The following is a 22,348-nucleotide window of genomic DNA, read 5'->3' as shown; positions in this document are numbered from 1 at the left end:
ACAATGGCAAAGGTAAAAGTACTAAGAGACATATCACCAGCACAGGGGGTTTACGAAATTAACGGTTCTGAAATTAAACTGTATTGGTCAAAAAAATTATATGTAGATGATCCAGATTTTATCCCTATAGAGTGTCTGGAGGTTCTAGTGGATGATGTAGAGTATGCATTGAAAAGCACCGATATAAAATTATTTAAATGTGTCATAAGGAGGAGTCCGTTACTAGCAAATAATATATTGAAGATCGCAGAAAAGTTTTTTTATAATGAATTTTCAGCGCTCTTGAAGGAGATTTGTAAGGATTTTTATTTCAAAGAAAAGGTGATTAGTAAGAAAGGAATTATTGGATTTTTAATTGAAGAATATGTCCATACTGGAAACCAGCATCATATTATAAAAGAGAGTGTAGAAGAATTTTATGATCAACTAAAAAATGATTTGAAAAATGCTTTAGTTGATCTACGAATAAAAGGTGTTAAAAGGATTTCAAATTCATTTCCAGATTATATGAGAAGACAACTTTTATACACTGACTTGAAAGAAGTTTGTTCTAATTATCTAATTCGAATTGGAAGGGCATATATAGATGAAAACTTATGTTTTAATAGAAAAAAGTTTGGAGTTTTTGCATTAGGAATTAGTGATATTAATGTACTTGTTATGAACAATATAGATTTTCGATATTTTATGCAACCAATATTTCAACAACTAGAATCTTATTTAATAGAAAAATTGAAAACACACAGATATTCTTTCTCTGATGATAGTTGGCTAATTGTTGATATGAATATACAAATTCCAATGATTAGAAAATTGGATTGGACATTTTTACACGGTATAGTAAAAGTAGAGTTGAAAGAATATATACATAATTATATACAAATGGGAGAGAATGTAAGGGGAACTGTTAGAAGATTTAGGTATATTCAAATGTTAGGAGCTGCATTGCATAAAATGCAATACAATAAATACTCATCCTTATTAGATGTAGATGTAATTAAAGTGCAGCAAATTATTGATATTTTACAAAAAATCCATAGCAAAACAGGCATGAACTATAATATTAAAACAATACAAAGCTGTATTTCTGAATGTAGGCTATTATTTGATTGGATAGTTAAAAAGAAAGAAAAAAGTTATATAGAAAATCCCTTTAGGGCAATGATTTTACATAACGTGGATGCATTTTCTGAAAGCGCTACCTATATCCCTGAAGAAGTTATAAATGTATTAAAAGAAAAATTAAGTGAGCTAGCTCCATTTGTGCAATATGCATGGACTATTATGATGAACACTGGAATTAGAATTAATGAAGTTATTAATTTAAAAGAAGAGTGCCTTATTTATGACGCTAAAGATAAAATTTATTATCTTAAATTTATTCCATATAAGACTTTAAAGTACAGAAGAAAGCATGGCCTTGAAGATTATCATTATCTTCCTATTAGTGATGCGAGTTTGATAAAAATTATTAATCAGCAAATTGAAGATACAAGAGAGTTAAGAAAAATTAGTGGAGAAAATAGAATATTTGTAAAGAATACAAGAAAGGGGATCAAACTGTATTCTGGTGCAGAAATAGCACGAGCGATTAATAAATTAATTCATAAATACAGTATATGCAATCGAGATGGTTTATTGTGGAAATATACCCATCATCAATGTAGAAAAACTGTAGCAGTTAATTTATTCACAAATGGTGCAACAGTAGAAGAGGTCAGTGATTGGTTAACTCATTTAGATTCAAAAGCTACTATGAAACATTATCATGATATTGAACTTATGAAAATTGCAAAATTAGATGCCGAATATTTCAATATTGCGTTCGATAATTTAGATTCAGATATTAAGAATATATATAGTCCGTCAGAACTAAAACATTTAAAAGATGAGATTATGATGGGATCTAGAAATACACCTGAAGGACACGGAACTTGTATAAAACATGTATCATTTGGTCCATGTCATAAGAAAAAATGTGTAGGATGCAAGATGTTGATAACAGGTCCCCAAAAGCTGGAAATGTGGAAAAAGCTATATAGCGAACAACAAAGTTATTTAGATGAATATGAAAAAGTTATGATTGCAAATAATATTGATAATTGGAAAGATTATAGAGAATATCAAGCGGAGATAAGTTTATTAAAAACATATGATGATACAGTTCAGAAACTAGAAAAATTTATAAAAGAGAGGTTATCAGAAGATGAACAAAAACAATATCTCTATAACTAGTGCGGATCCATTATATGATGGCACTCTAAGACGGAGACTTATAGATAAAATCCCACAATTAGGAGATTTTGATTTTGTAGATGAGGTTTGGTATTACCGTCATAAGCATAGAGATTCAAGAGCAAAATTATATTATGTCGTAAGATTTCATCAGTTCAATGAGCCCTATAAAAGTTTATTAAAGTATTATGCCTTAATTAAAACTCATTCTGTTTTTGGTATTCAGCAAAAAGTATATTATATTGCAGTTTTTATAGATTTTTTACATGAAAACTATCCAGGAGTTTCTTTGAGAAATATAAGTAGAGATATTATTAATGCATATGAATATGCAATTCGTATTGATAATAATTACAAGCCAAATCATAAAAGTGCACTCTATAGAGCAATTAGTGATTTTTTTAAAAGTCTTAAAGGGTTTCCAGAATTACCTCATACTGTTCCGACGAAATCTATAAATCCTTTTAAACAAGTTCATAATCCTCAAAATAAGATTGTTCCTCTTAATGCTATTCAAAAGATGGATAGAGCGATGAAGAATATGAATATTAACATTCCTTTAGAATTCCGTACTTTTTACTGGTTAATAAGATCATTCCCAAACAGAGGAACTGAAATATTAAGTATGAAAAGAGATTGTTTAAAAGCTTTTTATAGTGAATATACAATTAGCATACCTACTTTTAAGCAAAATGGTGGGTATTATAATCCTGAAATGAAAGCGATACCTATTATTTATTCTGGGCATGGTAAGTTTGTGGTGGAACTAGTAAAACAATTAAAATTACAAACTGAACAATTATTGGAAAACTATGATTTGCAAGAGGGAGATAAAACAGATTATTTGTTCATTGGAAGATATTTGACACTACGTAACGCCGGTAATGGTAATGTGGATATTAGATATAATAAGAAGTATAAGTTTGTAAGAAGTTTAAACAATATTGCAATGAATAGATACTTGAAAAGTTTTGCTGCAATTATCGGTATTGTTGATGAAGATGGAAATCCTTATACTGTAACTTCTCACCAGTTTAGACATAATGCAGTTACAGATAGAATGTATCAAGTCGGTTACACCATGGAGCAAATAGTTAAGTTAACGGGACATAAAAATATTAACATGCCCTCTCATTACTTACATCAATTAAAAGAAAGACAAAAAGAAGTCCATTTAAATATAGGGGAACTAAAAGGTCTAGAAAATAATGCAGTATCATTTAAAGGAAGAATTATGAATCTTGATACCCAAACAATAAACTTTTTATCAAAGGATTTAAACAAATATTTAACATGGGAAGCAAATGGGAAAAAAGGTGTTGGAATATGCGGCGATATATCTGGGTGTAACCCTAAAGGAACTTCTATACTTTTTGAATGCTATGCATGTGAATGGTTTATTCCGAGAGCCGATTATTATGATGATTACAAAAAAGAACATGAATATTGGCAAGCTGTCATAGAAAGAATTGGTACGGATACAAGAAGAGCCGCTCAGTTAGAAAATGCCATACGAAATGTTAGCTATTTAGAAAGGATAATTAAGATATGTGAGAGCGGTATAGAGCAGTATCAAACAGATATTGTAGATAAATAAGATATAAAATTTGCTGAAAGATAGAGGGGGATAAAATGAATACAGGTCTTATGCAATATCAAGAGAAAAAACGGAAAGAATCCATTGAGAAAGTAAAGTGGGCTATTCAGACTTTAAAAGATTTAGAAGGAGAAGGTGTGATTATTCGACCTGAAAAAATTATAGAAATGACAGGATTAAGTAAAACTGCTATTTATAAACCACATTTAAGAACGATATGGGATCAGCAGTGGATAGGGCCAGTTTCTCATTCAGATAAAATGATAAGTAAAATGCAATATAATAGAGAAATCGTAGAATTAGAAAAAGAGGTGGAACGCATCAATAAGAAGTTAGAAAAAGCAACAACAAAGATGATTAATTTACAGGAGAAATTAGAACTGGAAATATCGAGAAGTCGAGTTTTTATAAATGAGTATGAGGAGCAAAAGAAAGAAAATGAAAAACTTTTATACAAATATTTAAAATTATTAAGGGTACTTCATGTTCGTGGGATAGAGGTTAATGAATTATTAGACGATCAAGTTACTAAATAGATTATTATTAACAAATAAATGAATTATTTAAATATATAATTTCAATGGATTTAGTGTGAATTTTGATCATTCTTTTGCTAATGTATATACATTTGTCTGAATGTATGGGTGAATCAACGCAACTCTTTGATTTTGTAAATGCTAACACATTAAAAATTAGAAACAATATTAGTTTTAAGAGATTAAGTTCTAAAGAAAGGATTCTTAATTTAAGTAAACTAATGTCAGCTGATTATATTGAGGTAACATATAAATCAATTATTATTGAAAATAAAAGTTTTAATTTATGTAATACAATTGATTTGTACAAGTTATTGCGACACGATTCAATTCCGATAATGATTTATGTTGATGAATGACCATAAGAATATGAAGACTATGATATAGTTAGTAGCTTCTGGACTCTAGTAAAAAAAATCTGTTTGAAATTACGAGAGAAAGAGTCGAAGGAAAAGAGCTAAATCAAAGAACTAAATGGATAGGTAGTGCAGGAAATGGATTTGCTGGTTTAGGTGCCCAAGAGGCGACTCAAGTTCATTCTACTTTAGGAATGTTTAATTTAGTTAGAAAACACTCATTTAGTATTAAAGAGGTAAACAGGATACTACAATTTGAAATATCTAGATCTAAATTTTGGTTCTTTGAAATAAATGACTATGGCAGATTAGTTAGGGAAGAACAAAAGGATTATTTCATTTATGCATATGTAAATCCAGATGAACTGACTAAGGAAGAGGAAGAAAAACTAGAAGAAATTAAGGGAGAGCATCCTGAATATTATGAGGGGGTAAAAGGTGGGTGGAGTATACTTTTAATGGGGAATTGAGGTGGATTTATTTTAGGTCCTGGAAAAGTTTCTAAAGATAACATGTTGATGCAAAGTAAAGAAAGGTTTTTTGAAGAGAATTTAAAAATAAATTACTACTTTTTGAATGGAAATAAAATAAAGTAATAAAGAGAATTAGGAAGCGATTTAAAATGAATCCTTTATATGTATTTTTCGTCTTCTAATATTTTGTTAGATTTTAAGGTTGTTTTTACTTGTTTATTTCTATTTTAGAAGTATCATCAATTCCTTACAATCAAAATGAAAATAAATTTGTAGTGAGAAGGGAGTAAATATTCCCGATGATAAAATTGGTAAAAAACGCCGTGAATATTTAAGCATTAAAGGCTTTCGATGAGCTGAATAACTAGGGGGATACACTATTGGTGTAGTGTATCTATTTCTAGAAATTCGACTTAGAGAAAGTCCTTTTTATGTTCTCTCTGTTCGTTGGAATGCACTTGTGGGGCACGGCAACGACTCCTTCTTTTTGGGTTCACTAATAGAATGAAAGAATTATGCTCTGATTATTTACAAATGATAAAATTATCCCCACTTTCAACATCTCTAAGAATTTGAATAAAAAGCAATCTGCTTTACATCTAGACCTAAAATAATCATAATAACTCTGAATTTTATTTTAATACATCATTTTACATTAAAAGTGCAAACTATATATTGAGATTTTTATTTTTAAAACAGGAGATGAATAATATGCAAAAAGATAGAGCGTTATTTTCAATAATGCATACAATACCTGGTCGTATGGATTATCCAATTGATCGATATCTTATGACATTTTCAGATGTTTGGAGTTATGTTAATTTTTTAGAGAAATATGGAATATACCGAAGCGATAACGAAAATTATATTTTGGACAATGTAAATTTTATGTTTCATCCACTAGCACGTGAGGGGCAATTTGATCAAATCCATTTTACTTTGAAAAAAAGAAAGTGAATGAGAAGGTTCTATTGCAAAGTTTTCTAAACTAAGCTAAACTCTGTAAAAAATAAACAGGAGAATGATAAATGAGATATTTTAAAGGAAAACAGTTCAAAAAAGGTATTATTTTAATGGTCTTTAGCTCCTATAGTCGTTTTCCTTTAAAATATCGCGATGTATCTGAAATTCTGAGAGAACATGGCATTTCTGTTCACCCGAAAACCATCATGAGTTGGGTACATGAATATGGCAACCACATATATCAAATTTGGGAAAAGAAAAAAGTACGATTATCTTAGAGAATGGATGAAACCTATATTTAAATCAAAGGAGATTGGTGTTATTCATATCGTACCATTGACAAAGAAGGAGGCAAAAGCGAGATAAACAAGTGATACATGTTTTTATGAAGAGAGCAGTTTGAACTCATGCAGAACCCACGATTCTGACTATAGATAAGACTCCTTCTGTAATTTTCACATTTTCAAAATTACAGAAGGAAAACTTTTACCTGAATACCTCTCATTCTATAACAAAATATCTTAACAATCTATTTCAGCAAAATCATTGACACTTCCTTAGGATTTCAAAATCTTCGGTGTGTTTCAGGAATGATTCAATATACGTCGGAAAAATGAAGTCTGTAACCAGGGTTCGTTTTTTGGACTTATAAATAATTAAAGGGCATACAAAAAACGATTGCAATATTCAGACTTATTTGTGTATTTGTTAAAGAACTTTGCAATAGAACCCACTGATTGAACTTTCTTACATAACTAGGTTTATAAAGATTTCCTTTTCATTATTTCTTGCAGCACATGCTGTGGAATATCTCCAATTTTTTTGACGTCCAGTATATGATTCCCCCATCTTATAGAAAGAATAATCAGCTGTCCATCACTATATTCGGTAAAAGATACCTTTGTCGTTTTCTGTACATGTCCCACATGTGGTGGGTCGGTACTAAATATTTCTGTGGATGATTCATTTATTTTAATAGGATAAAATTCTCCTTTAAACGTCATACCTAATTCATAATCAAGGTTCATTGTTTAATCCTCCTTATCATCAAGTGAGAAGTACACTAATGCCAAATTATTTATACACCTTTGAACATATCCTTGTCTCATTGATTCCACACTATAATGCTTTTGTTAACACAAATTATTCTTAAAAGTACGAGTGCCACACTAATGTACCACCATAAGTCACTCCAAACATCAATAACAACTAAAATTGTAATGAGGGATAGAATTTTCTATATTTTTATCTTCCATATCAATTTCTTAGCTACTTTAACTACTTATATTGCCTAAGAAACTTCACTAATAAATCCTCGATATAATTTGTTCAATGATATTATGACTTAAATCCGATAATTGTATTCAAGATTTCGTATCATCTTAAAAGGAGTGAAGGTTATTTTCTTACAGCTTAAATATTATATATCCAAATTACTTGTTATGGAGAACTCAGAATACAATTTCCCCTGAATAATGACAGCAAGAGGTAACCAGAGGTATCTGTCTGGATATTTATTACATTACTTTACATTAGATTGATTTATCAGTCTTTTTAAAAAATCACATAAATTAGATGATTCTATTATTAGTTCCATATCTATGTAGACCGCCTTGAATAGTTCATTCTCCTATATTTTGGGTATTGGTTCTCGATTACAAGAAAGCTTAATGGATTGACCGATTAACTGTTGGATTTCTTTCTGGTTTCAGAAGAACTCATTATAAGGGAACGCAGTCACTTAGTAGTAAACAGTAGAGTAGAGGAGATAATCCACTCCTCTACTCTACTGTTTACTTTAACCTGAATGGAAATACGTGTGATTCCCTTTGTTGCATTCAAATAACTGGCAGTATGAAAATGAGCCTTGGTTTTATTTTCAAATTTTGAATATATTGGTGCAATTATGGTCAAATTAATAAAAGCTAATCTAATTGGAATAGGGGGAGAGCTCCAAATGTCAGTACTAAAAAAAGTAGATACTGATCAATCAGGTACTTTATTCAATTGTGCCAATACACCTGAAGATATTGGTTGTTTGGCATGCTTATTTCCTAAACAACCGGATAAGGAAGAGCTTGATCTGAATGAGGCTTTATTTCAACTACAAGGTATGTTTTTATTCTCAGAAGAACCATTCCCTGTAGGCTCAGAGGAAGAAACAAGTAGGTTCCTTGAGAATTTGCGGTCTGTTAAATCAGTCTTGAATAAGGACTCTCATGGTAGTTTTCTATGGTTGCAGGATACCAGGAATATTCGGGTGGAAAACACGTTCGTACTTCTAATGAATAAGTCGGGAACCGGTACAATAACGAGCCTGGAATTTCCAATTGGATCAGAAGAGTTTCATCTTAGTATCGGACCTATGAACAAGGTTCAAATCGTCGGGAGCTCATTGCTTTTGAAATCCGATGAAAAAGAAACTGTACGATTTACGGGCAGAAAAGCTCCAGAGGTTATAGACATGGGGCAACTGAACATTCCGTTGGTAGGTCCGCAACGAGGTTGCATTGTGATGAAAAATCTATTTATCAAGCGTAAATCTCTGACTGACGACCAAAGTATTAAGGTTGGATTTCAGTTTGTACAATACGAAAATAAACGCAATACATACGATCAGCTGTGGTTTCCTTTATTAAATCATGTAGCGAAACGAGACGATTCCATTGGATTTAACGCTTGCTTCGAAGTGCTACGTTTGTTTAATTCTGCAGATTTAACCTTGCTTCCATCACCGAGAACTCGTCTAATATTTACAGGGGAAACGATTCCTCAGAATATCCCTATTTTGGAAACTAACTTTATTACACGTCTGGGCTATCCTATTGGATTAATTCCTATCATAAATTCAAATCAACCAGAATATGGAGCTTCTCTTGTTTTACAGGCTTCCCCTAGACAGGAATCGGGATTAAAAGATTGTGTTTTTTCGCCTGCAGGTGAGTTCTCTTTTGAGGTTCCTAAGGGAGGAATGGACAATACCCGTGATATCATATGCGGCCTTTCTGGTACGGAATATATCAAATTTCGCCTAGGAGATCGGATGAAATTCATACCAAACTGTTACGCAACAGCGGACAGTATAGTTGAAGAATCAGAAGAGATGGAACGTACCATCAACAATCCGTTTATCAAAATAGGAAAAGATAGGTTAAAAGGTCCTTATCTCACCTCTTGGGTATATTTCTTAGCTGAATCAGGATCTGTACCTGCTGTTCCAATACGATATGTGGCTCAACCCACCGGTGCTACTTTATATGGAAATGTAAAAGGTGAAGAGGAGATTCATGGTCGTTTTTTCCGTTTTATGGACACAAGCATGCCGATTATATCTGAAACACCATTTCCATTAGTCCCGTATGAATTTGTTCAATCCAAACCCGATCATCTCTATGAGAAATTCGAAAAGCAAGTGCTGTCCCCCGTGCGCAGAGGATGTATTGCAAGTCCACTTCGAGCGTCAGACGAAGGGATGCCATTCACTCCCTCGAATCAAACAGCATCTTGCTCCACAAATAAATATCAAGCGACAACACCCAGCGGACTACTAGTCGCACTTGATCCGGATAACGGAACTTACAAGAAAGTATTGCTCGCCGCTTCAGCTCATCAGGAAGGAGATTCTCCAAAGGATTTGAGTTTTGTAAATTTATCAAGTTCCTTGCAGCAGGCTTTTCAGTCCAATCAACTATTTTTAGTGGCTAACAGTGCTAAGCATTTAGTAGGTTCTCAATCCCATCCGGAGTCATCTTTTTGCAACGAGCTTACGATTGGAGATTGGAAATTTCGAATCAATGTTGGTGAAAACGGTAAGACTGGCATGGATTACAGTAATATTGTGATTGTAAAAGGAACTGCCGGTCCCGGTCAAAGCGTGAAAGACCTGGTGAAAAAACCTGAGGTATGGACACAACCCGATGATTTTGTAGCCTCATCTTTTATCGAAGATGAGAAGTTGGGTGCCATAGAAACAGGAGATGTTAATTTACTCTCGAAATGGATGACTGCATATATTGAAGATACGATAAAACTCCATGGAGAGGACGAGGACTATAAACATTTTGTACGAGCTGTAACGGACCCGTATTGGAAGGGGATGCTTGTATTAAAAGCAACGGTCGAATTCCCGAAATCGCTGGAGGGGTTAAAATTCGGCATGGAAGGCGACGGATTATACGCTCATCATATCGGCTGTGAAACAACTCCCATAGGAGAGCAATTAATAACCCCCGAAACAAATGCTCTATTCGGGCTTGTTCGGTACCATGACCCATTATATCTTACAGCAGACCATGAGAAATCAGTTTTCGTAACAGACCACGACAACGACTTTCGAGTACAGAGTTTACGAGTCATGATTTTTAATGGACAACTTGCTGCTTTTCAATGTAAAGCCCAACTAACACTAGATAAATGGTTCAATCAACCTATCATGTCAGGCAAGCCTAATTCTCCGGAAAACATATTGTTGCTTGAGGGATCACTGCAGAAAAAAAACAACAAGTACCTCTATGTAATGGATACTCAAAAAGAGACCACATTTCGATTCAATAGCAACATTCTTGACCGTGTATTAATCACGAAAGCTACACTCCAAACTACGGATGAAAATGATATGCTGATTAATCAATTTGCTTTAAACGGATATCTATCATTTCAAACGATCCGCCAGCGAAACCAAGCCCCAATAGATATTTTTTCTTTTGGAGCTGAAGAGTCAGGAGACGGAGGAACGAACGAGAAGCCCACTTATACAGGTTTGTGCTTTTCAAATTCCACTGTAGAGATGAAGGTTGACCGGGAAGACGGAAAAATTTCCTTCGACCAGTCTGCGAAACATGTTGTAATGGACATGGCTATGAGCACTCCCCGCGATGCAAGCTTATTCCGGTCCTTCTCTATGGATTTGATTGGTTTCGAACAAGGGAATGATAACGAAAACGGCGGAATAGAAAAGTTAGGATTTACAAAGGTAAACATGAAGGTTCCTGTAAATTGGGATGCACAAGAAAATTGGTGTGCTATGCGTTTTCGTCTCAATGCAGGGACAAGTGGTGCTTTAGCCGGAAACATGAAACTTAGCATGGAACTTTTGTTGGCATGGTCTCCAGATGAGGGAAATCAAACGAGTCATTATAATATATATCTTGGGATAAAACTAGCGGAAGGACAGCAACCTATTAGTTTGCAAGGCGTTATTAAGCTTTCCTTTCAAAATGCAGCTATTCATTTTGAACAAGCAAATGGTGTGTTCTATTTAATATTCCATCAGATGGCACTTAGTTTTCTTGGTATAAAAAAACTGCCCCCTGTTGGAGCACCGTCCTTGTATTTGCTCGGCTCTAAAGAACCGAATCGTCCCTTAGCTTGGTATGCTCATTACAAAGGATAGGAGGTGTTTTCATGCCGCTAAATGAGTTGTATGATCAATTACGGGAAGGTCATCCTGATTTGATAAGAGCTTCAGGTCCAGTTAGTTTTCTTGCCAACCATCTTAAAAGTATTGGAAACCTAAATGTATTAGAAATCAAAGCAGAGGACGTAGAACCTACGAGAGACGACAATGGTACCTTTCTCGAAATCAAAATCATTAAGAAGAATATTTCTGCATTCGACTTTCATAACGCGCTTTTAACAATTACCATCTCAAGTACGTCTGAAAATGGATTGACGGCGGCGATAAACCTGAAAAGTGCGGAGTCATGGCAGTTGGACTTGGTGCATACGCCTTGGATCCGGTTTCATGCGGCGGAAATTGACTTGAATATATCCGACCAAGAGGGTTCGAATGTTGATGGGTACTTGAAGTGGAACATGAAAGTAGGCTCACGTGAAATCAGCCTGCAAACCGAATTTCCATTTCAAGGGGCAATCAGAACTTTCAAAGCTTCATGGCCTGAAGGACAAATGCCGGTTGCTTATTTGCGTATGTTTACAGGAGGTATTCCGTTAGCATACCAGATGCCCGAGACTCTGGCTCAGGATTTGTTTGTGGAACAACTATTATTCGAATATGATAGCAACAACCAAACGTTAAGAAACTTGCAGGCTAGAATCAAAAAGACCAGTCCATCGAATATCGCCCTTTTCGAAATAAATTCAATCAATATGGATCTGTACCTTCCAGACCTAGCGGAAGTGAAAGGGGCTCTTTATACTCTGAAAGGTTCCATTGCAAATCAAGGTATCGAAGTAATTGGAAGTAGTTCTCTGGAAAAACCTTTGACTCTGCAAGTTAAACCAGAACGGCCTTTATCTATGATCAGTTTCGCAAGGTTACTATATCAAGATATTGATTCTTTGGGCCTAAGCCATGAAAATGAAGAAATCGATGAACTAAAAGGCGAGATTACTTTTAATCCGGAAATTAAAATTGATCTAACCATCTCGCTTCCTTTTACGATTACACAAGGCCCCTTAGCAGTTGAATCTCTGCAAATGAACATAAAAGGTAGAGTGCTAGAAGGTCAGCTTCAAACATCTCTCCAATTATTGGGGATTGCCCGCCTGAGTCGAGATAACAACACTATAGAAACAGAAATAATGGCTGAATATGCAAATAATACCGAATGGAATATTTGCGGAAAAATTCAATCTGATGATTTGTTTTTGCTAGCGGAAAATTTGCTGCCTGTAAACGAATTGAAACTAATTACAGATGCACATTTTTGCCTGAAACCGACTACCAACGAATGGGTAATAACGGCTTATACTGATTGGCAACTGAGATCTTTGGGAGACCGTGTTAGCGCAAGGGCTGAGCTCAAATTGAGCTATATGAATAACGCTTGGAATGCTCACATATGCGGTACCGGATATCTCCACGACATTGAACTAAAGTTCTGTTATACCAATGACAAGAAATATTTTATTGAATGGAAAGATAAACAAGCGGCTATTGAAGGAAATACAGCATCGATTCAATTAGGGGACATTAAGATTTTGTCTTTACTCAAAGAGGCAATGGTCTGGATGACAGGCACACATGTCGAGGTGCCCTCACCGTTGAATTTGCTTAATGATATCGTTTTGCGAGATGCCATATTTAACATTGATTTCACTGGAAAATTGGTAAGCATCACTTCCGACATGGGGGGCATAGACTCTTTCAGTAAATTTCATCTTACCTATCATTATCAGGACGAACAACCAAAATTTATTTTGTCCGTAATTTCAGACGAATTCGGTAAGCTTGAATGGGATCCGTCCGACCCATCAACTGAACAAGTTTTGGTGCCTTCTAATGATATTTTTGAACTTAAGATGCTCACACTTGGACAGCATCTTGCTCTGAATGGAAGCGAATCTTTTCGTTCTGTAAATGATGCTATCACTTATCTGAGCAACCTTTCGGATGATCCGTTTCATGACAATGGGATTTCTACGAACCCCGCCGCTGGATGGTTAACTGCAGCTAATTTCAATATCCTTAAAACTGGAAAAGATTCGTCTTTCATCTCAATGGGTATATTGTTTAATGATCCTAGCCTGTACGGAATGAGAATTAAACTTGATGGACCCTTAGCTGATACGCTTCGTGGTTTTGAGTTCGAGATTATGTACAAAAAAATTACTGAATCCATCGGACTGTATCAAGCAGAGATTTTACTCCCTGAGTCACTTAGAACATGGGAATTTGGTGCTTATACCATTACGCTCCCCTCTTTCGGCATCGGTTTGTATACGAACGGAGATTATAAAATTGATATTGGCTTTCCGAGAAAGATGGATTTCTCGCGTTCCTTAACAGTACAAACCATCGTACCACCAGGAATTCCCGCTATCGGTTCTATTGGCATGTACTTTAACAAATTGTCCGGGAAAACTTCAACAAGTGTTCCGAAAGTATCTCAGGGCGAGTTCGATCCAGTACTTGAATTTGGGTTAGGCATGCGGCTAGGAATTGGAAAGGAAGTACAAAAGGGAGCACTTAGAGCAGGATTAAGTATAACTGCCATCGGTATATTGGAAGGAGTGTACGCCTACTGGCATCCACCAAAACAGTCCCTTTCATCCGAGCCAGCTCAATATTACAAAGTTAAAGGAACATTCGGTATACAAGGAAAGTTATATGGTTATGTTGACTTGTCGCTTGTGAAAGCAGATGTAGATGTAACGGTAAACGTTGCTTCACAGTTGACATATGAAGCATATCAAGATATGGAAATTGCAGTTATGGCTGAGGTTGATATAAGAGTGAAGATTAAAATTGGCCATGGCCGATTCAAAATTAAGATTAAGCTGTCCTTTTCGGCCAGAATCAAAGAAGTTTTTGTTATTGAAGCTTCTCAGCAAGCACCATGGGAAGGTAGGTCATTACTATCAAAATCCACTGAAGATGATTGGCATTGTCCTGATGAACAGGAACTAGGGAATGTGAGCATGAACTGGGATAACTTGCAACCTGTACAAACGAGTGCAATTAATCCAGACGATTCTCTTATAGAAGAGTTAACAGTTTATTTGACTCCGATTTTGTCCTTAAGCAGCGATCCTTCACCAGAGACCGATTCATTAGGCAGTAGTGTCAAAAGCGTTCGGCCGGTTTATATCCTAATGCTGGTAATGGGAACGATGGAAGATACGGAAGACATAGAAGAAGGTGGAAGCTTATCAGAGAATCTGAGCGATTTCGAAAAGTTGTGTCTCCAATTTATGAGATGGCTGCTTGCCGCGAGCCAACCGGCGAAAAAGAGCTTTGAGGAGATTGACAGACTATCCGTAGATAAGACTTTGCTATGCCGTCTAAAGCAATTTTTAAACCAAAAACCAGCTCTCGATGAACAATCTTGGACTCCTATTCCGACATCTAAGATTTTGTCATTTATGGAGACCTTTTTCAAAGTGAAAATAGCCGAACTGCCCAGTGAAGACTACGAATCCACTTTCTTCCCAATGATTCCAAGTTTACAACTGACAATCAGTTCTATGGAAACTGAATCTAAGGAACCGATTCGGAAGTATCGTTTCAGCGAAGTGGCCCAAGCAGATCAAGAGTATTTGTTATCACTTTCCGAGGATTTTAAGAAGTTAGCTGTCCAGCTGAAAGAGGAAATGCAACAGGAGCATGACTTCACCCCATCTCGGTCGCCCGGCCCTAAGGTATCCATTGCGGAGTTTGTTTTTAACGATTATTTTGCGCTACTCGCGCAGCAGTTAGTAGAAGCAGGTCTTGATACCCTGGAGGAGTTTGAAGAGAGTTATACTCAATATAAAGTTCAAGCTGATGATACCTGCGAGAAAATAATCCAATTTATCCATACACTTACAGGTAGTGAAGAGTATACCATCATGAAATTGTTTGAACTAAATGGGGATCATTTACTAACTGAGGGAAAATCTATTTGGGTGTCAAATCCTAAGCATCGAGTTAAACAGAATGAGACGCTTCAGCACATTCTTCAAAATGTATATCAAGGAGCCATCTCACTCATGGATCTTGCAAATGTCACAGCAAATCATAATAACACCGAATTGCTACAAGTGGGCCATACAATCGAGTATCGGCAAAATGGTGAGAACCCAGTATCGAAAGTGATTCAAGAGGGAGATACGTTAGAAGTTCTACGCCGATATTTTCAGGCTGACAGTGTATTTCAATTATTGCAGGGAATTGATTTACAGATGATTCTACTTACACATGGTTCCATTTTAGTTTTGCCAACCTTTTCCTATATAAGTAGGAGGGAGGATTTTTTAGATGGAAAGATTACCTTAAATGCTATTGCTAATAAGTTCGATATTTTTCCTGAAGCCATTGCAAGGGATCAACGGAACGGACAAATTCAAGGACTATTTGCAGGTGAAACAGACACACTAGCGGAAATTAAAATCGGGAACTTACATCGCATTAATTTGAAGGCTTTATGGGATCGTATTCGAGCGAAGGACAGACTACAAAATATATCAGGTATGGTTTCGCGTTTTTTTATGCACGGATTACGATTGCCAGAGAAAGGATTGTCTCTGGCACATCAGCGTGAGACCGTAGGAACAAAAAAGGAGGAAATGGATCAATCGATCTTTACGCTAACTGGCCAGCAATTCGATATTCCAGAGGATCCGAAGCCATTTTCAATTGCACTGGATAATCCAGATAATCTCGGATGGATTGTCATGGAACAAGAAAGGGGATAATCATCAATGGGAGATTCATTTTTTTTAGAAATTGGGGACGAAGATAGGAAACAAATTGAAGAATGGAAAAACTATATACGCAATCGGCAAGCTAATATTCCAATAAATAAGTACAAGATTGAGACGCCATGGGAATCGTTTCCTTTGAGGTTCCACAGCACGCAGATGGAAATCTGGAACAGTAGTGTACCGCTATCCGAACTGGAAGGCCCTTTACGGATTTGGAAAATGCCAGACCATTATGCAAATATTTGTATTCAGTCCAAGGTTTTTCAACCCAAAGTTATTGCCAAAGCCGGTATATTTAAATCGCAGTCGAATGCAATGTTCAACAGCAACCTTTCCCATTATGTCTGGGGAACAAAGCTACATATCCAGTTAAAAAAAATCCCTGATTTACCAGAAATTTCGTCTGGCCAATGGTTGTATGAGCTCATTGGTGTACACGAAATGGATTTATGGTTGCTGGAGATGTTGTTGTCTAATTTAGACGACGTTATAAGTAGCGGAGCCTACGTGAAATTATTATATAGTTCTGCTGATAAATCTGTCCTGGAATCCGGTAGTAATTCGATTAATCTATCGATGCTCCAAGTAAACCTGAGCACGGAGAGAAATCCGCCCCAAGATGCCGAGCCGGAAACCGCCACATTAAGTCAAGAGAACAACGGATTATCGATGGATACGCGCCGCTTCCTTGAATTACTGTGGCAAGGAAGTATAACGCGGATGGGGGGACATTACCTGTATTATTATGATTCTGAAAACAGAGATGGACTTCCCGATCATCTTTTTCAAGATAATCAGGAACCTTCTGTGGAACTTCTTATTTTGTATCCAAAAGAAAAGGAGAAGATGCAGGCGTTTATTAATTGTTTGGTAACCGGTCGACAAGAGATTCAAGATGTCTTACCTGAAACTGGTGAACTAGATGATTCTGTATCTGTCTTTGCAGAAGTTGAACCGGAAATCAAGTCCATTCCATCTAACCAGCATAATAGTTTAAATGACTATGCAAAAGATTATTTCAGCGATGTCATTGAAATTGCGGAGCGTAATAAAGAGCTTATACTAGCCAAAGGTAAAATTTTGACCATTACCGATGGGTTATTCAAGGTCGGGGACCGTGAACTAGATACTATAGAAAAAATTACGCAATACTTGTGGATCGATAAGGGTCTCTTCGAAAAAGCAAATCCTGATATTAACTTGGACAATCTGAATATATCCCAACCTTTAAGGGTTCCAAAGATAGTTGTAAATACTTCAGAAGGTACATCTAGCTGGAGTTTGAAGAGTATTTCCGAGAGGTATGGATGCCCAATTGCGGCTTTGGCTGTTGCTAATCAGGAAGAAAAGGGAATATTTGCAGAGGGACAAAACTTACAAATTCTAACTGGTCCCATACTCCGTACAAGCTTATTGCCGGCGGGGGCAATTGAATTAAAATTAGAGAGGGATTCTGTTCAAGAAGAGGGTATACAAGATTCATCCGAAGGGGAAGAAATTCCGGAACAGCAACTTAGACGCTTATTCCATATGTTAAGCTTTCAGATTAGCGAAAACCGCTACTATATGCCGAGCAAACCAATTTTAACGATAAGCCCTAAGCGGCATAAAGAGCAGGGAAAATGGATTTACACAAAAAGCATTCCATATGTTAACTATGTTAAAGAGGTAACACCCTCCATGGTAAATAATCCATATCGTGGTATAGGTTCCATTCTACAAATCCATATAAATTGGCTGGACGTGTTTGGAAATCGGTTGTCTTCTGAGGAAGATTTTTTACATAGATTTGACAATCTTCCTATCATTATTGGATTTACAGATCCCTTGCTTGGTCCTGAGCAATGGCCTTCTGTTACGTTTTTTATTAGCATCGTGAAGAAAAACAACGTACCGGTCATTCAATTTCATTTCCATTTTAATGCGGAATCTTACGAATCCAAAAGAGAGGAGGACCAACATGGAAACATACGGGATACTCAAGACGCGGATAATAAAAAAAGGGCGGCGGACTTAAATATTTATCAAAAAATCATTCACCAATACGAGAGTACAGTCGATGGGAAGGATGCTGTAAGTTTTACGTGGTACTGCTCTTTGCTTAAGGAACCATTTCCCCTTTCTAGTTCCAATGTAGAACAACTAAAGAGCTGGTTAACTGAAATCCAGAGCTATCTGGCGGGTGATACCGCCAAAATTCCCTCTGTTACGGTATTAGAGGAGACGTTGCAGCCTGATAACTTTAATACATTACATTTATTTGAATTTACCACACAGCTAATTTTGACACGCCCCTTAAAACAGGTAAGTCCAGATTACCGGTCTTCGGAGCATGTGTGGAAGTCCAGTACAACATTTTTACCAGACTATCCAAACCCAAAATCTTCGGAAAGAGAACCGGGCGCTCATAAATTGCGAGCATCTCTGCAACTTTTTGCTGAAATGCTTGAAGAAGCTCTTGATATGGATGAAGAATATGTGTTTAAAACTGTGGTAGGGCCTAATAGGTTTAAGACCAACACTACTGAAAACGACCAATCAGTATGGCTAGTTAGGCTTAGCAAGAAAGCAGAAAGAGGAATCCATTACACTATATTGAATCAGGGAAACCCTGCAGTTTATTCCCTTAAACCATTATCCAATAAATCTGAAACGCATTCTTCACCCGAAAAATGGTTATTTGATGGATCAACAGGTTTATTCAGCACGGAGAGTTCGAACTATGTCACGGATTCCAGATTCATGGACCGGCATGCTAAAACATTCCTTCAATTTATGGATAAAATATTGTCGGCTGAATTCATTGCACCGCTTACTTTGCTAAATCAGGCAAAAGGTACAGATTACCTAAAGAGTTTTATAGAATTGAAAGACAGGCTTGCTGTGGCAATATGCAGTCAAGTGACGTATGTATTTCAGAATGAAGAGCAGCTGTCAGAAGAAGGTCTGCGGTCGGCTCAGGAGGCTTATAAACAGCAGTTTTTGCAAGTATTGTCCCATGCTTATGATACGGTTGCGATTGTTCAATTTATTGCGCAAGTTCCTAATGTTTCCTTACCTTCCAAACATGAGGATAATTCAGAGCGATTATTCGGATCTATTATTTCATTTAGCGATGAATCCATGGCGCTTTCAAGTTTAATGCTGAATAAACCTAAGTTAAAATTAAAGACGACCACAAATCAATCATTCTTGCATCTAGCTCTTACCAGAAATACGAATACCGATCTTGCTGAAACTGTCCTTCAGCCGTATGTTACGATGGATGCTGGTTACATGCCTACTCATATCGAGCATCAAGTCGGGAAACTTGAGAATATAGAGGATTACAAACCATCCGCATGGCTTCAATTCGTACTGCCTCCACAAGTCGAAAATGCCAAGGAATGGCCATTATTTCAGCCATTGGGAACTTTTAAAATTCCAATACTGCTGAAGGATTATCCTGAAGTACCAAGACTTATTCATCAAGCATTCGCAAGTCCGAAAATACAGGAACCTGTCCCTACTTTAAGGAGACTTTTGGAATGGGATTATACATTAGTATATAGCTTAAGTCGCCATCATCCGCAGGATCGAATTTATTTCACGATCCGCTTTCAAGAACCAAATATCCCTCAGAGTTTGACTGAATCTCCGGATCTATGCACTGAGCTTGCCCAATTCCATGATTTAGCGCCATCTATTTACGATGCATTAAAAAGCTCGTTGGGTATATTGACTCCAAATGGTACAGAAGATTTTTTACGTGCGGAGCAGACTGTTAAATCACTTAAAGATATGGCCGAACGTATAACGAATCTTTGGTCTAAACTTGGTAACCCACAACCTTTGGCTGATACCCAAACTGTTTCCAAAGTGGTTCCCCCTTACAAATTTTATGTGGAGGAAACTATAAATGATTTGGGAGATCTCCTTATCAGGTTAATCGAAATTAGCCGTGATTCAAAGTGGAACTTTGAACCGGAAATCTGTTTAGAAGGATATAAAACAATTAATCATTCAGTGATTGAAGAAGATACTTGTCTGAACGGACAAGTCAATAAAAGACGAATTTATCCTTTTACGTTCACTAAAGATGGCACAACTTTAAGTGGAAGAGACGGACTCGATATACCGGAGCGGCAAGTACGAATCCGTCATTTGGATATTATTCAAATGAGATCAGTGGATGTTTCATCTTACGTCTCGAGAAATGAAAGTTTAATCAGCGGATACTGCATTGCAGAACCTTTTGTTTATCGTACCGAAGATTGTCCTATGGCGGAACGACTAATTCCTTATCTCCAACGTTCTCAGAAAATTAATATGGCTGAGCTTTCGGGACTAGGAGGCTCGAAGGCTTCGCTTCTTCAACACCTGAACCGTTTTTTTCAAACTTTGTTTGAGGGAGAGTATACGCTGAATGAACAGAGTCTTCAATTAGAATGTAATTATGAATATGATTTAGCACAAGGTGCCGGTTCAATTCAAATCCCCATTTTGCTTACTCCTACTACTAAGTTGAATAAAAACACGGATTTCACATTCTCAAATCCGTGTGGGGAATTCGATCCAAAGGCTTCGTTCATTTGTAATTTAGCATATGTAATCCGGAATTACCTTATTGCAAACACACCATATCAATCTAATGGAAGACTTATTTTCTCTATAAAAGTAATGGCATCTGAACCAAAAAGGGCAGTTCCTGTATTGGAGTTGACCCAATTATATTTAAACATGGATTCCTTGGATCCAAAGTTGTTCTAAGTTTCATAATAATAAATCTACATTAAAGGGAGCAAAATTGCGATGTCTCAGTCACTGGATAAAGAAATACGAACCGATGGAACCCGTTTTCTCATTTTTCCACAAAATCGGAATTTAGCTGGGTTTGAGCAACCCGAGATAGTTTATCTGGCATCTCACCCAGGGGAAATTCAAGCTGGACCAGAAGATAATCGTTTCTATGTAGTAGATGCTCCACGAAAAATTCCATATGGTTTAGATTATGTTCCGCCCTATCAAAGAAAAGAAGATGATCCCGTGCCGGTTCCTCCCGGACCGGACGGGCACTTTGATTATTTAATGCCTGATGAGCCAGGATTTTTCGCAGCAATGTTATACGCCTCGGCCCGACGAGTCATGGAAATTTGGGAAAATTACTTTGGTCGGAGAATTTCCTGGTCGTTTCGCAGCCGTTACCAAAAGCTAGAATTAATACCCCGTTTGAATCTTCAAGATAACGCTTACAGTGGCGACGGATACATCGAATTTGGTTATAAATTACTGGAAGGAGGTAGAAATGGTAAACACTACTATAGTAGCAATTTTGATGTAATCGCCCACGAGATAGGACACCAAATCAAAAATGAAATTATTGGGGAAGTACAACAGTCGAGCAATTTACAATTTAAAGCCCATCATGAATCTTTTGGTGATTTGGTTGCTATTGTTTCGGTGTTACATTTTGACTCTGTTGTTGAAAAGGTGCTTGAATCAAGCAAGGGAAACCTATTCTCGGTTAATGAAATTTCCCGTGTAGCAGAATTAAGCCATTCTGATCAGATACGTATTGCCTTCAACGATATAAAATTTGATCCAATGCTAGCTGGAGACAATGCACATTTATTTTCGCTGCCGTTTACAGGGGGAGCCTTCGATATTTTGGTGGATATGTACCAGAATCTATTAATTGAGCGCGAGGTTATTCCTGCAACCCTGGGACAGGACGCTTTTCATGCACCTCCAGAGAAGGTTCCAGTTATTCAGGCAGAGTTTGAGCAGCTCTATCTTACTCAAAAAACGTTGTTCAAAGAGGCGCTACTGAATGCAAGAGACATGTTTGGAAGATTAATGGCAACAGCATGGGACAAAACGACGCCACAGGCATTTTCCTTTCGTACAGTCGTCAATCACATGATAGACGCAGATTATGAACTTTACCAAGGGAAATACAGTACATCCATCCGGCAGTGTTTCTTCTGGCGTAAATTGGAGGAAGCTCCTCCATTGAGGCTTCCTAAACCAAAAACTATTATTCACCATATTGATATCTAACTT

Annotated in this window: 10 protein-coding genes and 1 pseudogene; 10 read left to right on the top strand and 1 reads right to left on the bottom strand. The window is 36.5% G+C overall.

The genetic code is table 11. From position 1 onward, the window contains the following. Positions 1-3: 3 nt before the first annotated feature. From MHH27_RS15825 to MHH27_RS15800, 6 genes and pseudogenes are all read left to right on the top strand, one after another. A complete protein-coding gene (locus tag MHH27_RS15825; protein WP_340943270.1) occupies positions 4-2,235 on the top strand; it encodes a tyrosine-type recombinase/integrase in 2,232 nt (743 codons plus the stop codon). Further along, positions 2,207-3,832 carry a tyrosine-type recombinase/integrase gene (locus MHH27_RS15820; protein WP_340943267.1) on the top strand — a complete coding sequence of 542 codons (1,626 nt, stop codon included), beginning with the start codon at positions 2,207-2,209 and terminating at the stop codon, positions 3,830-3,832. The genes MHH27_RS15825 and MHH27_RS15820 overlap by 29 nt, the downstream gene beginning before the upstream one ends. A 35-nt stretch (positions 3,833-3,867) precedes the next feature. After that, positions 3,868-4,368, top strand: coding sequence for a DUF6262 family protein (locus MHH27_RS15815; protein WP_340943265.1), 501 nt, complete (start codon positions 3,868-3,870; stop codon positions 4,366-4,368). A 550-nt stretch (positions 4,369-4,918) separates the two neighbouring features. Next, positions 4,919-5,194: a hypothetical protein gene (locus MHH27_RS15810; protein ID WP_340943263.1), complete on the top strand. Its 276-nt coding sequence runs from the start codon at positions 4,919-4,921 to the stop codon at positions 5,192-5,194. 714 nt (positions 5,195-5,908) lie between these two features. Further along, positions 5,909-6,154, top strand: a complete 246-nt coding sequence (locus MHH27_RS15805) for a hypothetical protein (protein WP_340943259.1) — start codon at positions 5,909-5,911, stop codon at positions 6,152-6,154. 71 nt (positions 6,155-6,225) lie between these two features. Then, positions 6,226-6,707 (top strand): annotated as a pseudogene (locus tag MHH27_RS15800) (IS6 family transposase); the annotation flags it as partial. 214 nt (positions 6,708-6,921) lie between these two features. On the opposite strand, the gene MHH27_RS15795 reads toward MHH27_RS15800, so the two are convergent. Next, positions 6,922-7,188: a hypothetical protein gene (locus tag MHH27_RS15795; RefSeq protein WP_340943258.1), complete on the bottom strand. Its 267-nt coding sequence runs from the start codon at positions 7,186-7,188 to the stop codon at positions 6,922-6,924. A 929-nt stretch (positions 7,189-8,117) separates the two neighbouring features. On the opposite strand from MHH27_RS15795, the gene MHH27_RS15790 reads away from it, so the two are divergent. Genes MHH27_RS15790 through MHH27_RS15775 form a run of 4 tightly spaced genes read left to right on the top strand, consistent with a single transcriptional unit; the run spans position 8,118 to position 22,345 of the window. Continuing rightward, on the top strand, positions 8,118-11,552 hold the full coding sequence (locus MHH27_RS15790; protein WP_340943254.1) for a hypothetical protein: 3,435 nt from the start codon (positions 8,118-8,120) through the stop codon (positions 11,550-11,552). Positions 11,553-11,563: 11 nt separating this feature from the next. After that, on the top strand, positions 11,564-16,297 hold the full coding sequence (locus MHH27_RS15785; RefSeq protein ID WP_340943251.1) for a hypothetical protein: 4,734 nt from the start codon (positions 11,564-11,566) through the stop codon (positions 16,295-16,297). 6 nt (positions 16,298-16,303) lie between these two features. Beyond that, positions 16,304-21,055 (top strand): hypothetical protein, encoded by a 4,752-nt coding sequence (locus MHH27_RS15780; RefSeq protein ID WP_340943248.1) that lies wholly within the window; start codon positions 16,304-16,306, stop codon positions 21,053-21,055. Between the two features lie 42 nt (positions 21,056-21,097). Then, on the top strand, positions 21,098-22,345 hold the full coding sequence (locus MHH27_RS15775; RefSeq protein WP_340943246.1) for a hypothetical protein: 1,248 nt from the start codon (positions 21,098-21,100) through the stop codon (positions 22,343-22,345). Positions 22,346-22,348: the final 3 nt, after the last annotated feature.

The sequence above is a fragment of the Bacillus sp. FSL L8-0152 genome (assembly GCF_038006365.1).
Classification (GTDB): domain Bacteria; phylum Bacillota; class Bacilli; order Bacillales; family Bacillaceae_G; genus Bacillus_A; species Bacillus_A cereus.
This window is presented reverse-complemented; position numbering and strand designations above follow the sequence as displayed.